The sequence below is a fragment of the Rufibacter tibetensis genome, assembly GCF_001310085.1.
GTDB classification, from domain to species: domain Bacteria; phylum Bacteroidota; class Bacteroidia; order Cytophagales; family Hymenobacteraceae; genus Nibribacter; species Nibribacter tibetensis.
This window is the reverse complement of sequence record NZ_CP012643.1, coordinates 4,313,077-4,327,133: the sequence shown is the minus strand read 5'-3', so window position 1 is coordinate 4,327,133 and position 14,057 is coordinate 4,313,077. Positions and strand designations below refer to the sequence as shown.

Here is a 14,057-nt window from a genome sequence, read left to right as displayed (position 1 = left end):
TACAATCTACTCTTTACAAATTTACCAATTCTTTCAAGACGCTACCCAGCTAAACAAAAAAGCCTTTGCCATTAGAGCGGCAAAGGCTTTTGCTATAGATAAAAGATGAATTACTGGATACCGTGCATTTTCTTCTTCAGAGTACCATTCAAGGCCAACATGATGAGACCGGCAATAATAGGCAGAACAGTGAAGATCAGGAAGAAAACTGTGATAGAGTAGTTCTCAATGATAGGGTCAATGAAAGAACCAGTTAAACCAGCCAGGTAGTTGGCCACAAAGTTGGCAATAAACCAGATCCCGAACATCAAGCCTACCAGTCTTGGAGGAGACAGTTTACTCACGTAAGACAAGCCCACCGGCGAAATGCATAGTTCGCCCATGGTATGGAAGAAATAGGCTAGAATTAACCAGATCATACTAACGGAGGCAGTTTTTGCTCCTTGTGGAATGGAAAGACCACCATACGCCAGAATACCGAAACCTAAGCCCAACAGGAACAACCCTATCGCAAACTTCACCGGGCCAGACGGGTTAAAGCGACTTTCCCAAATTTTAGAGAAGATTGGAGCGCAAGAGATAATAAAGAACGAGTTCAGAATCTGGAACCAGGAAGCAGGTACCTCGGTGGCATCAGAGGTGAACTCTCTGTTCAACATCCAGACAATGATACCCCAGATTATCACGAAGCTTAAACCCAGGAACAAGTTAGAAAACGGTATGTTCTTGTAAGTCTGCTTGAACAGGTTCCCTAACACCACAGTTAAGATCAACATTGGAACCACTACTAAAATGGCATTGGCCCATTTGAAAAGCGTTCCGCTGCTTCCCTCCAGAACCCTGTTGGTGTAATCTGCGGCAAAGATGGTCATAGATCCACCTGCCTGCTCAAAGGCCATCCAGAAGAAGATCACAAAGAAGGCTAATACAGAAATAACAATGATTCTGTCTCTTACCACGTGAGCCGGAGCCTCCGCTGCTTTCTCTGCCGCGGCAGAACCAGAAGCCAACTGACTGCTTGGTGAAAGGCCAATGTTCCCGAACAGATTTTTAGAGAAGGCGAACTGCAGCATGCCAAACAACATGAAAACACCCGCAAGACCAAAGCCCCAGCTCCAGCCTACTTTCTCGCCAATGTACCCGCACAATAGAATCCCTAAAAATGCCCCGGAGTTGATACCCATGTAGAAGATGGTGTACGCCGCATCTTTTTTGGCTGGGTTCTTCGCGTACAACTGACCCACCATGGAAGAGATATTGGGTTTAAACAAACCATTCCCCAGAATAATCAACCCCAGGCCCACATAAAAGAAGAACACGGTTTCCATGGCCATACTGGCGTGACCAAGGGTCATAAGCAAAGCCCCGAAGATGATGGATTTCCGGTAGCCTAAGAATTTGTCGGCAATGAACCCTCCAATAATTGGAGTAAGATATACTAAGCCGGTATAGATACCATATAGCTGGAGAGCTTCGTCACGCTCCCAAGCCCAGCCACCGTTGGCGATGGTAGAAGTTAAAAAAAGCACAAACAGCGCCCGCATTCCGTAATAACTGAAGCGCTCCCACATCTCAGTAAAGAAGAGAACAAACAAACCAGGCGGGTGCCCGCTTTCAAGTTCTACCGGATGCTCTCCGTACGGAATGTTATGCTTACTGACGTGATCAGAAAGCGGATGGTCTTTTTGAGACATAAATGAATAGTTAAAAAGTTGTTTGTTTTACCTGTCTGGTACGTCTATAAAAGGTAAATATATCATAATCGCCTTACAAGGGCAAACTTAAGCCTGCCGCCAAATCCGCGTGAAGAAACTTTCTACCAAAAAGATAACAAGTGTTAGTTTTTTTATAAATTTGCAAAATGCGATTCTTATAACTCCTTCCATTTTGAAAATTTAAAAATTAAAGCTTCCTTTATGAAAGAATTTGGCAAGAAGTCAAACACCATGGATTTATCACAGGTAGGCATCACACAAGCGAAAGAGGTTCTTTGGAATCTGTCTCCGGCAGAGTTAGTGGAAGAGGCTCTGAAGAACGGCGAAGGGTACTTAACTGATACCGGCGCCATTATGTGTGATACCGGCTCTTTTACAGGTCGTTCTCCAAAAGACCGGTACATAGTAAAGGATGCCGAAACAGAAAACTCTGTGTGGTGGGGCGATGTGAACATTGCCTATGATCCAGCCAAATTTGAAGCTTTGTACCAGAAAATGCTGGCGCACCTGGCTGACTGCAAATTGTATGTGCGCGATGCTTATGCCGGTGCTCACCCAGAATACCGCCTTAACCTCCGCATTGTGAATACCCAGGCGTGGCATAACTTATTTTGCTACAACATGTTCCTGCGGTTGAATGAAGAAGAACTTCATACCCACACGGCAGACTTTACCATCATCAATGCTCCTGAGTTTGTAGCAGATCCGGCAGTAGACGGTACCCGCCAGGCTAACTTTGCCATTATCAATTTCTCGAAGAAGATGATTTTGATTGGTGGTACAGGCTATGCTGGCGAAATGAAAAAAGGCATCTTCTCCGTTCTAAATTACCTGTTGCCGCATCAACGCAACACGCTATCCATGCACTGCTCGGCAAACGTAGGGAAAGAAGGTGACACCGCCATTTTCTTCGGATTATCTGGTACCGGTAAAACCACTTTGTCAGCCGACCCTGATCGCGGCTTAATTGGAGACGACGAGCACGGCTGGACCGAAGACAGCGTTTTTAACTTTGAAGGGGGCTGCTACGCCAAAGTGATTGACCTTACCCGCGAAAAAGAACCCCAGATCTGGGATGCCATCCGGTTTGGGGCCATCGTGGAGAATACAAGATTTATACCTGGCACCCGCACCGTAGACTACACAAACAAAACCGTTACCGAAAACACCCGCACGGCTTACCCAATCAACCACATTGACAATGCCATTGAACCCTCACGGGCAGACATTCCTAAAAACATCTTCTTCTTAACCGCCGATGCTTTTGGGGTTCTGCCTCCTATCTCTCGTCTGAACAAGTGCCAGGCCATGTACCACTTCATTTCGGGCTACACCGCCAAAGTGGCTGGTACTGAGGTAGGCGTGACCGAACCGCAGACTACCTTCTCGGCCTGCTTTGGGGCGGCTTTCCTACCCTTGCATCCCACCACGTACGCTGAAATGCTGGGCAAGAAAATGACCGAGAACAACGTGAACGTATGGCTGGTGAACACCGGCTGGACGGGCGGTGTGTACGGCGTTGGCTCACGCATGAAACTAGGCTACACCCGGGCCATGATTACGGCTGCCCTCAATGGCGAACTGCAGGACGTTTCGTTTAGTAAGCACCCAGTGTTTGGGGTTGAGATACCTGCTTCCTGCCCTAATGTACCGGAGGAGATTCTGAACCCGCGCAACACTTGGTCAGACAAAGACGCCTATGACAACAAAGCCAATGACCTGGCAAAAGCATTTGTGAAAAACTTTAGCAAATACGCAGATTATGCGAACAAAGAAATTTTGGCAGGCGCCCCTCAGGTAGCGGTAGAAGCCTAAAACTTTAATTATTTCCTTCACCTTATTAAAGCCCTTCATCTTATGAAGGGCTTTTTTTAGTTACGCAGACACCCTTCAGGTTTTTGCTGTATTTTTGGAAAACAGCTTTAAAAAAACTTGCATGCACCTCTTCTTCACCCCTGACCTGCAACCCACAGACACATCTTATACCTTATCTGAAGAAGAGTCTAAGCACTGTGCCCGGGTACTTAGATTAGGTCAGGGAGATACGGTAACTCTGATTGACGGGAGGGGAGGTTTGTTTGAAGCAGAAATTGCAGAACCAAACCCTAAGAAGACGAAACTAAGCATTTTACACTATCATGCAGAACACCAGAAGCGAGGTTATAAAATTCACATAGCGGTGGCTCCCACCAAAAATATGGATAGAATGGAGTGGTTTGTAGAGAAGGCCGTGGAGATGGGTATTGACGAGATCACCTTCCTGCAGTGTGCCCGCTCTGAACGGAAAAACCTCAACTTGGACCGGCTGGAAAAAATTGCAGTCAGTGCCATGAAACAATCCATGAAAGCGTACCTGCCCACCCTGCACGAGCTTACGCGTTACACAGACCTTATAAAACAGCCTCCAGCAGGACAACGTTTTATTGCTCACTTGGTAGAAGGCCAAGAACGGCATTCGTTAGCAAAAAGTATTACGGGTGAAGATACGTACACCATCCTGATTGGTCCGGAGGGTGACTTCAGTCCGGAAGAAGTGGAACAAGCCATCCAGGCCGGCTACAAACCTGTCACTTTAGGGCAAAGTAGGTTAAGGACAGAGACTGCCGCTATGGCCGCATGCCATACCATTCACGTACTTTTAGACGTTTAGTAGTTTAAGCTTCTTTTCTGAAAAACCATGCAAAAACGGCTTCTTCTCTGGCTGCTTCTTCTAGTAATAAATTCCAGTGCTGCCTTAGCCCAGCGCCCCAGCTTCCGAATCGCCCGGTTGAAGTACGGTGGCGGCGGAGACTGGTACGCAAACAAAACCTCTTTGCCCAATCTCATCTCCTTCTGCAACCGTGAACTAAAAGCCAACATTGCACCGCAAGAAGAAAGCGTGGAACCCGGCAGCCCTGAGTTGTTGGATTATCCCTTCGTCCACATGACGGGCCATGGGAACGTCATTTTTACGGAAGCAGAAGTCCAAAACCTGCGCAAGTACCTCACCAGCGGTGGTTTCCTGCACATAGACGACAACTACGGTTTAGATAAGTTCGCCAGACGTGAAATGAAGAAAGTCTTCCCCGAGTTAGACTTCATAGAACTGCCTTTCAACCACCCAGTGTACCATCAAAAATTTGGCTTTCCCCGTGGGTTGCCCAAAATCCATGAGCATGACAACAAACCTGCACAAGGCTTCGGGATCATCTATCAGGGGCGGCTGGTTTGCTTTTACTCCTATGAATGTGACCTAGGCAACGGCTGGGAGGATCAATCAGTACACAATGATCCCATTGAAAAGCACCAGGCTGCCTTGCGCATGGGAGCTAACTTAATCTCCTATGCCCTTACAAACTTCTAACTTTTGGTAAATCAACAAGAGATCTTGAAAGACTTTGTTGAGGTTTGATAGAACAGGAAAGAATCAAGCCTCACCCTTGTTCATAAGAAAATGGCTGGTTGCTAATGAAACAACCAGCCATTTTCTTTTATTATGATACAGGAGAGTTCCTTTTAAGCTTGCTGCCCCTGCAACCCTTGTTTCACCCAAGAAGCTACAGTTACGGTCCGTTTTGCCTGATGCGCCACCGCTGCCTGTGCATCTGGTGAAATGCTACCATCCTGGCCAACCGTTACGCTGGTGCCATAAGGGTTACCACCTGCCGGGAAGAGAGATTGGTCTGTGTAGCCTGGGGCTGCAATGATGGCTCCCCAGTGGTACATGGTGGTGTAAAGGGCAAGCGTAGTAACCTCCTGTCCACCATGAGGGTTTTGAGCCGAGGTCATAGCACTTACTACTTTGTTGGCCAGTTTACCCTGGAACCACAAGCCTCCGGTACTGTCCAGAAACTCTTTTAATTGAGCCGGTATGTTCCCGTAACGGGTAGGCATGCTGAAGATGATGGCATCGGCCCATTCCAGGTCACCCAGGGAAACGACAGGTACATCCTTGACAGCTTCGGTATGCGCTTTCCACGCTGGGTTTTTGTCAATAGCTTCCTGAGGAGCCAGTTCTTTTATTCGCAGAATTTTAACTTCCGCGCCCGCTGCCCTGGCACTTTCAGCTGCCCATTGCGAAAGCTGGTAGTTGGTACCTGTGGAGCTGTAATAGATGACCGCTAATTTTACGTTTGCCATAGTTTTATATAAATGGTTAGAAAACGAAAGACAATTCCCTCCCCGACCTCTGTTATAGGAACAGGTTGTTTTCTATACGGGGTTATGTACCTACAGTTATTAAGCTTCTTTTTATAAAGACATCATAATCTTATTGTTGCAGAAAGAATCATGTACTTATCCAAAAAATGGCTTCCAGACCGAGAACAGCCTGGGGCAACTGCAAAATAACTTGGAGCAGATTCAGGAAGAGTTGCTGATCTCGAAGGAACAACTCGGCCTGTCCAAAAAAGAACTGGAGCATGTGAACCGGCAGAAAGCTGATCTGCAAAATGAGCTTCAGGAAAAGACCATGGCCCAGCGCTAGGTGCAGAACGAGGCGTTCACGGTGAACAAGAGCACCGAAATCACGCAGGTGCAGATGCAGAGCGGCGTTGGAGGTAGTGGATGCCGAGGAGAGTTTCCTCCTATAATAAGTAAATAAACATGGCTAAAAAGCTCCACCAATAATTCATTAGAAGTACTAAACTTGCCAGTGATGTTGCCAGTGATTTTAAATTTCTGAGACTAGATATTTATCAAATTCACTTCTACTTTGCCAGTGACCCAGCCAGCTATTTATCTTGGATAAACTATCTAAGTTCATCTAAATCAGTAGGACAATCTAATGAGGAATATTACTTAAGGGGAGTTGAAGAAAACTTGCGGAAGTTTTTGATTTCAGCTTTGAGGCTAATATCTGGCCATACTTTATCTTGGTGATACTGCCCGCATGCTCGTTGCAATGCATTCAATGCAGCATTTGCATTAAAGTATCCTATGTCTTGTACCTCACCGGTAAAAATAAGGTTCTCCCCTGCTTCTTCTATTTCAAATATCACCTCTTGTGAAAAACCGTTCATGGTTATCTTTACACTTGCCCTTTTGGAGAGTGAATTTATGGCCATTACGTGCCCATAAATAACAGGAGTAAAGTAGGAAAAGAAGCTATTGATTACATTGGAGCTCTTCAAGGAGTCATTTCCAACATTTGCTGTATTGGTAGGAATCAGGATTTCAGCTCCGTTCAAAAAATCATATATGTTAGCTGCCTCTTTCTTCTTATACGTGATGTAAGTTTTGTCGAAAGTGCCTGTCACGCCAACCCGTCTTGTATATTCCGGGAATTTATAAGCGGTCCATGAGATGGAAACACCATATTTTTGTTCATCATTCAAATTTTCTCCTCCTCCTTTTACTAGCTGTAGAAATTGCTGAAGGGTTTTCTTCTCATTATCCGTCAGAGGATTAGCAGATGGAGGCGGCATCATACTGTTGGGATGGGCCGAGGAGGTTCTGTTTGCTATCTCTTCAGCCATGGCGGCAGCTTTGGCATATGTATCATACCTGGTACCTGAAGATGAATGATAATTATGACAAGAAAAGCATTTGCTGTTTAGTATAGGAAGCACATTAGTTAGATAATAGCTTTTAGCTTCTACCTGCCCTCCTAGAAATAAATCCTCTGCGTTTTCTTCTTTACAGCTTTGTAATAATGCTCCTAGTAGAAAAGAAGCCGGAAATATACACCAGTATACCCTTTTTATAATTTTCATTTTACTCCTCTATTTGGCATTTTATCAGGACCACCTCTTCAAATATTTCGTCATATCCACCCAACATTCCCTTTAACCTAACCTTTTCCCCTGATTTGGGCACAGCTGTACTTTTCTCAAGCTCACCACGAACAGTAGCATCAAGAATTATTGCCGGGTGTTCACCTTCTTCCACTGATGACACTAATCCCTCCACGAGCAGCACTTTACCACTTAAGTTGTTCCTGACAGAAGTATCGGCCGCTAACTGCTCTTTCAGCTCAATAGCTGATAAAATCACTTCTGCTTTTTGATTCTTTAGATTTACTGGTGCCCTAGAGTACTGATATAATCCGAAGAATAGAGCCGTTAAAAAAAATAGTGCTATTACTGTTGCTATCTTCTTCATGCTATCTGGCTGGTTTGTACAAGGCATCTACCGTTACCACAATCTCCCTGGAAATTTTTTCACTCACCAGTTTAGGTATCTCTATATTAAATTCCTCTGGCTTGATCTTGAAGGTGGCATGCCCTTTGATTTCATTGTTTTTACCTACTTCTAAATCTACTGGCACTGTTACTGTGCGGGACACCCCATGAAGCGTCATTGTACCAGATATGGATATGTTTTTATATTTTCCGGGAGTTGTCAGGTCTATATCCTCCGCAAATTCTCCTACAAATTTGGCGGTAGGATATTTTTCAGAGTGCACATACTTTTCATTAAAATGCTCCTCCATTAAGGCTTTATCGAATTTAAAAGACCTCATTATCACATTGAAGGCTAAGACTTTTTTCTTACCATCCACTTTAAGGATACTTGCCACTTGGTTATTCTCAGAGTAAAATTCCTCAATGGGTGTCTGGGACCTGAAAGAGACTTTAGCTGTGCGTGTCTCTGATTTAAACTGTGCCTTTACGTAACCACTCGTTGAGAGAGTCAGGATTACAAAGAGTAAGATTAGTTTTGAATTTTTCATAGAATTAAAAATTAGTGGTTAAGGTTAAATTCTCTCATAATACTGAAGCCGAACTGAATGGTGCCATCAAAGAAATTGCCGTTCTGATTTCTAAGGAATCTACCCAGATGGAGGGCACTGGCATTGGAGAAATATAGCTGGAACACGTGTCCTCCTGTTTCAATGTCCACGCCCAGAGACAATGGGTTATTTTTTGTCTGTATAAACTCTGATGTAGGAAGCGTATAGAAGTACTCCCAGTTGAAAGACATATGCCCATTAAACATATACCTGCCTGAAAACCCTAAGGCGTATAGATCATTTGGCTCATTTGGATTGTCTGTCAGATTCCTGTGAAGCCAGGCTGGACTAAGCTGGACAGAAAGCTTCTGATTTACTTTGCGTGCCAACAGTAACATATTTACATAATCCAGCCTTCCCAGAAAGTAATTATTCTGGGCTTCGGAGGAGTACGTATTTGTTTTCCAATCTAGGTTTCCAAAGTATGAAACATACAAAGGGAAAGCCTTCTTACCTGTTGACTGCCTTAGTAGGCTCACTTTGATATTAGGCATTAAGGTTTTATCTGCTTTGTTAGATCTTGCTAAACCTACCTGCACCCGATTGTTGATACCGTACTCCAGACTCAGGTTCATGTTGACCAGTTGATCTAAGCCAAACAGGTCTTTGTACCCTAGAGAAACCGGCGAGAACAGGTGCGAAACCCTGAAGTGAAGCTGTTTTTCCTGCACCCTTTCAATAGACGGGGCAAGAATTACTCTGGTAGACTTGAAAGCAGCTAACACATCCTGCTTCTCTGGTTCAGTTATTAAATCAAGCTCATGAAAGATAGAATCATCTTGAGCGCTGGCATGTGAGCAAAAAATCAGTATGCTAAAAAGTAAGGGTAATAGTATTTTCATGATCCTGGAATGTATTTCAGATATGCTTTATCACAATTCTTCTCTATTTGTCTTTGCTTACAACTTCAAAAGGTGCAGGCTTCCTTTTGCTTAGTTTGGGTTTAATCCGGATTGGCTTATCATCTCAAGTTCTACCGGCCAGCTCTTAAGTGCTGGAGTGTTCTTTTCTGTAAAAGCATGTAAACTATCAAACTGCATTTTAGTAGCATAAAAGGAAGCCAGCTCATAAAAGAGAAGCTTTAATTCTGTCACTAACATGGCTCTATAAAGCAATGGATTATTCAGGTTCGAGATAAAAGATTTCATTTTTTCAATAGCAGACAAATAAACTTTTTCTGCATCATGTGGCTGTTCATTCTCCATTAATGCTTTACCAGCAAGCCTGCTGCACAAAGCAAATACCTGTATATGTTCTATATTCTTTAAGGAAAGAATATCAATCTGCCGCAGGTTTTTTTTATTTCTGCCAACATCTGAGTAAAAAGGCCAGAGGCTTTAGAATACTCTCCTTGGCTATAAGCTCTGCTACCATTTTTGACTACTTCTATCCATTTTTGTCCCATAGTATTAGCATTAATAAGTTTAACCCAGTTTCATGATCTGTTTAGCTCACTTAGTCTTGACTATATAGTGAGCGTGATACAACCGCAAGGCTTTTATGAATTCTTCTATCTTAGGATAGTTCATTCGGGTGTTAAGCAGAGTTGTAACAAACAACTCTGCTTAACATTATTAAGAAACTATTTTGAAAATAAATTTATAAAAGCACCAAAATTAAATTTTAGACAAACCTAAATTTTTATTTAGATAAATCATATTACGAATGTCTTTAATTCTGGTTTCAAATTTTATATAATGTTGAACTTTAAATTAGAATAAGGAATATGTGAGCCAAGTTGAGTCTATGTTTTCAGCACAAAGTTCTTAGATGAACTTTCGGAGCTCTCCTCACTGAATAGGATTGGGTTGAGGCTGATTTGCTTTCCTCAGATACTCTGGTGCTTATTGCTGAATGTTTATAGACTCATTTTCCCCTTTAAAGTGACTCTTATAGCAATAGGTTTGTTTTAGCCACTATTCAGATAAAACAGACCCAAAATCAACCTCTTAAATCATTCATAATCCAATCGGTGCGGAACTCAATGTGCTTTTTTGTATTTTTGGGAATGGGGTCAGGTTTTCTGACCGAAGCGTATGGAATTAGCAAGATTAGAGATCAAAGGCTTCAAAAGTTTCGGGGACAAAGTCACCATTAACTTTGACAGCGGTATTACGGGTATTGTGGGGCCCAATGGTTGCGGCAAGTCCAACATCGTAGATGCCATCCGGTGGGTGTTGGGCGAGCAGAAAACCCGTAATCTGCGCTCCGACAAAATGGAGAGTGTGATTTTTAACGGGACCAAGAACCGGAAGCCGCAGCAAATGGCCGAGGTGTCGCTCACGTTCAACAACAACAAGGGCATTCTGCCCACCGAGTACTCGCAGGTAACCATCACCCGCCGCTACTACCGGTCCGGCGAAAGCGAGTACCTGCTCAACAACGTCACCTGCCGCCTCAAAGACATTAACGACCTATTCCTGGACACCGGGATTGGCTCTGATTCCTACGCCATCATAGAGCTGAAAATGGTGGACGACATCCTTACGGATAAGGACAACTCGCGTCGAAACTTGTTTGAAGAAGCTGCCGGTATCTCTAAGTTCAAGGTCCGCAAGAAGCAAACCCTCAAAAAGCTGGAGGAAACCGATGCCGACTTAGAGCGGGTAGAAGACGTGTTGTTTGAAATTGGCAAAAACCTTAAGAGTTTGGAGCGTCAAGCCAAAACCGCAGAGCGCTACCTCAACTTGAAAGACGAATACAAGAAACTCAGCCTGGAATACGCACGCCGCAACATTGGGCACCACCAGGAGGCCTTGGAGCGGCTGGAAAATGAGCTGAAAAAAGAAACCGAGCGCAAGGGCTCTTATTCTGAAGAGTTGGCGATGTTGGAAGATACGCTGCAGGAGCAGAAAACCCTGCTGGACCGCACCCAACACGAACTGCAGAACAAGCAGAAAGAGGTCAATGAGCATACCGGTCAGTTGCGCCAGCTGGAAAATGACATCAAGTTGAAAAGCGAGCGCAACATGTACCTGCAAGAGCGGGTGAAAACGCTGCATACGCAGATCAACCAGGATACCACCAACATCAGCCAGACCGAGAACAGCTTGGGTCAGCTACAAAATGACCTTGAGCAGATCCAGGAAGAATTGCTGATCTCAGAGGAACAACTGGGCCTGACCAAAAAAGAACTGGAGCATGTGAACCAGCAGAAAGCTGACCTGCAACGCGAGCTCCAGGAGAAAACCATGGCCCAACGCCAAGTGCAGAACGAAGCGTTCACTGTGAACAAGAGCATCGAGATCACGCAGGTGCAGATGCAGAGCCACCGCCTGGAACTGGAGCGTCTGCAAGAGATGGAAGGCCACGAAAGCGAGATCGCCCAGCAGCATGAATCTGCCTTGGCTGAAACCAAGATCATGCTTGAAGACGCGCAGCAGAACCTGGCTGAACTGCAGGAATCGGAAAACCAGCTTCGGGCTGAAATGACCCAAACCGAGGAAACCCTGCACGAGTACCGTCAGCAGCTGATTGACCTGAACCGGGAGCATGACGCCAAGACCATCCAGTACAACCTGATGAAGTCACTGGTGGATAACCTGGAAGGTTTTCCTGAGGCGATCAAGTTCTTATATAAGGAAGAGAACTGGGACAACCCCGCTCCTCTCCTTTCAGACATTATCTCCTGCGACCCCGAGTACAAGAACCTCATTGAGACGTACCTTGAGCCTTACATGAACTTCTTCGTGGTAGACTCTGCCCAGGAAGCAGTGGAAGCTATTGAGTTGTTGAAGGAGCAAAACCAGGGCCGCGCCAGTTTCATCATTCTCTCTGAGATTGAGGAAATGGAAGTTCCCGCCACCATCAGCACGCCTAAATACAGAGCGGCGCTGGAGGTAGTAGCCGCAGAGGAGAAATACCACTCGCTGCTTCGCTTCATGCTCAGTGAAGTATACCTCACCGAAACCGCTGATACCGAACTCTTCCTCAGCGATGGCCGCACCTACATCTTAACCGATGGCACTGCCATCAAGAAGCCGTTGAGCTTAGCCGGTGGATCTCTGGGCTTGTTTGACGGAAACCGCTTAGGCCGTAAACAGAACCTGGAGTTATTAGCGGAGGAACTGGAAGCGCTGGAGCAGGAACAGGAGCGCATGAAAAGCAAGATTAGCACCTTGCAGCAAGTCTTGCAAAACCAGAAAGAAAGCACGCAGAAAGAGCAGATCCGTTTGCAGGAACGCGACATCAACACCCTGCAACAAGAGTTGGTTAGCCACAAAGTACGGTATGAGCAGTTCCTGTTGAATCAGCAAAACCAGGCCAGCAAGAAAGACGAGCTCTTCGATAAAATTCAGGATTTAGGCGACAAACTCGCCGACCTGATGCCGGAGGCTGAAAGCAAAAACCTGGCTCTAAAAAGCTATGAGCAAGAACTTGCTGGTTTAAGCCAGGTTTTGGAAAAACAGAACGAAATCATCACCGAGGTCAGCGGCATCTTTAACCAGGAAAACATCAAGTTCCACCAGTTGAAGAACCGCCTGCAAAGCATTCAGCAGGAATTAGCTTACAAGCAGAAAACCGTCATGAACCACCAGGAGCGCTTGGTGCAATTGCAGGATGAGCTGAACCGCGCCGAAGACGAAACTGTTTCATTGGACCAGTTTGTAGAAGACCAGAACCACCTGTTGGAAGAAGGCATGGTCGCCCGCAAAGAAATGGCCCGCGAGCTGGAGGAGATTGAGAAAGCTTATTTCTCTTTGCGCGGAGAGATTGACGAAAAGGAGAAAAATATCCGGGAACTTCAACGCAAGAAGCAGAACACCGACGAGGTGTTCCAATCCATGAACCAAGCCATCACTGACACCCGCATCAAGTTGGTAGCCGTAATTGAGCGTCTGTCTGCGGAGTTCAACATGAACCCTGAGGATCTGGCCGAAGCTCCAACGGAGAAACTGGACATCAGCAACGAGGAATTGAGCCAGCAGGTGCACAGCGTAAAGCAGAAACTGGAGAACATCGGTCCGGTGAACCCAATGGCTGCCGAAGCTTACCAGGAAATTGACACCCGCAACCAGTTTATCCTTACCCAAAAGAATGATCTGCTGGATGCCAAGAACCAGTTGATGGACACCATCGCGGAGATTGACACCGTGGCCAAGGAGAAATACCTGACGGCCTTTGACCAGATTAAGGATAACTTCATGCGCGTGTTCCGGTCGCTCTTCTCTGACGAGGATACCTGTGACCTGTACATTGCGGACCCAAGCAACCCGCTGGAGTCAAAGATTGAGATCATGGCACGTCCGAAAGGCAAGCGTCCGTTGACCATCAACCAGCTTTCCGGCGGGGAGAAAACCTTAACGGCCATTTCGCTCCTGTTCGCTATCTACCTGCTTAAGCCAGCCCCGTTCTGTATTTTTGATGAGGTAGATGCGCCGTTGGATGATGCCAACATTGACAAGTTCAACAACATTGTGAAGAAGTTCTCCCATGATTCGCAGTTCATTGTAGTGACGCACAACAAACGCACCATGGTTTCTACCGATGTGATCTATGGTATTACCATGCTGGAAGTAGGTGTTTCCAGAGTCATTCCTGTTGACTTGCGTGATCTTGCTCCGGAACCTGAAACCCAAGCTGCTTTGACAGCTTAGTAAAATTTAGTTAAATGTATAAAGCCTCCGCCT

The 14,057-nt window shown here is 45.4% G+C and carries 13 protein-coding genes; 5 read left to right on the top strand and 8 right to left on the bottom strand.

What is annotated here, in order from left to right; all coding sequences use genetic code 11:
- Nucleotides 1-110 precede the first annotated feature (110 nt).
- Nucleotides 111-1,694 (bottom strand): peptide MFS transporter, encoded by a 1,584-nt coding sequence (locus DC20_RS17685; RefSeq protein ID WP_083470372.1) that lies wholly within the window; start codon nucleotides 1,692-1,694, stop codon nucleotides 111-113.
- Between the two features lie 222 nt (nucleotides 1,695-1,916).
- Here DC20_RS17685 and pckA point away from each other — a divergent pair, with 222 nt between their 5' ends.
- From pckA to DC20_RS17670, 3 genes are all read left to right on the top strand, one after another.
- Complete coding sequence (pckA, locus tag DC20_RS17680) at nucleotides 1,917-3,530, top strand: phosphoenolpyruvate carboxykinase (ATP) (RefSeq protein WP_062545043.1); 1,614 nt, start codon at nucleotides 1,917-1,919, stop codon at nucleotides 3,528-3,530.
- A gap of 121 nt (nucleotides 3,531-3,651) precedes the next feature.
- Nucleotides 3,652-4,365 carry a 16S rRNA (uracil(1498)-N(3))-methyltransferase gene (locus DC20_RS17675; RefSeq protein ID WP_062545042.1) on the top strand — a complete coding sequence of 238 codons (714 nt, stop codon included), beginning with the start codon at nucleotides 3,652-3,654 and terminating at the stop codon, nucleotides 4,363-4,365.
- 27 nt (nucleotides 4,366-4,392) lie between these two features.
- Nucleotides 4,393-5,058, top strand: coding sequence for a DUF4159 domain-containing protein (locus tag DC20_RS17670; protein ID WP_062545041.1), 666 nt, complete (start codon nucleotides 4,393-4,395; stop codon nucleotides 5,056-5,058).
- A gap of 152 nt (nucleotides 5,059-5,210) precedes the next feature.
- On the opposite strand, the gene wrbA is transcribed toward DC20_RS17670, so the two are convergent.
- Nucleotides 5,211-5,834: an NAD(P)H:quinone oxidoreductase gene (gene wrbA / locus DC20_RS17665; protein ID WP_062545040.1), complete on the bottom strand. Its 624-nt coding sequence runs from the start codon at nucleotides 5,832-5,834 to the stop codon at nucleotides 5,211-5,213.
- 136 nt (nucleotides 5,835-5,970) lie between these two features.
- Between wrbA and DC20_RS17660 the strand changes: the two genes are divergently transcribed.
- Nucleotides 5,971-6,180: a hypothetical protein gene (locus tag DC20_RS17660; protein ID WP_157593219.1), complete on the top strand. Its 210-nt coding sequence runs from the start codon at nucleotides 5,971-5,973 to the stop codon at nucleotides 6,178-6,180.
- Between the two features lie 310 nt (nucleotides 6,181-6,490).
- Here the strand turns inward: DC20_RS17660 and DC20_RS17655 are convergent, their stop codons facing one another.
- The 6 genes from DC20_RS17655 to DC20_RS23110 form a co-directional block, all read right to left on the bottom strand.
- Nucleotides 6,491-7,408: a Rossmann-fold NAD(P)-binding domain-containing protein gene (locus DC20_RS17655; RefSeq protein ID WP_062545038.1), complete on the bottom strand. Its 918-nt coding sequence runs from the start codon at nucleotides 7,406-7,408 to the stop codon at nucleotides 6,491-6,493.
- Between the two features lies 1 nt (nucleotide 7,409).
- Nucleotides 7,410-7,796, bottom strand: a complete 387-nt coding sequence (locus DC20_RS17650) for a hypothetical protein (RefSeq protein ID WP_062545037.1) — start codon at nucleotides 7,794-7,796, stop codon at nucleotides 7,410-7,412.
- 1 nt (nucleotide 7,797) lies between these two features.
- Complete coding sequence (locus DC20_RS17645) at nucleotides 7,798-8,367, bottom strand: YceI family protein (protein ID WP_062545036.1); 570 nt, start codon at nucleotides 8,365-8,367, stop codon at nucleotides 7,798-7,800.
- Nucleotides 8,368-8,378: 11 nt separating this feature from the next.
- Nucleotides 8,379-9,269, bottom strand: coding sequence for a DUF5777 family beta-barrel protein (locus tag DC20_RS17640; protein ID WP_062545035.1), 891 nt, complete (start codon nucleotides 9,267-9,269; stop codon nucleotides 8,379-8,381).
- A gap of 90 nt (nucleotides 9,270-9,359) precedes the next feature.
- Entirely contained in the window at nucleotides 9,360-9,632 is a 273-nt protein-coding gene (locus DC20_RS17635; RefSeq protein WP_062545034.1) for a hypothetical protein, read from the bottom strand.
- A 59-nt stretch (nucleotides 9,633-9,691) separates the two neighbouring features.
- Complete coding sequence (locus DC20_RS23110; RefSeq protein WP_169788202.1) at nucleotides 9,692-9,832, bottom strand: hypothetical protein; 141 nt, start codon at nucleotides 9,830-9,832, stop codon at nucleotides 9,692-9,694.
- 631 nt (nucleotides 9,833-10,463) lie between these two features.
- Here DC20_RS23110 and smc point away from each other — a divergent pair.
- Nucleotides 10,464-14,024 carry a chromosome segregation protein SMC gene (smc, locus tag DC20_RS17630; protein WP_062545033.1) on the top strand — a complete coding sequence of 1,187 codons (3,561 nt, stop codon included), beginning with the start codon at nucleotides 10,464-10,466 and terminating at the stop codon, nucleotides 14,022-14,024.
- Nucleotides 14,025-14,057 lie beyond the last annotated feature (33 nt).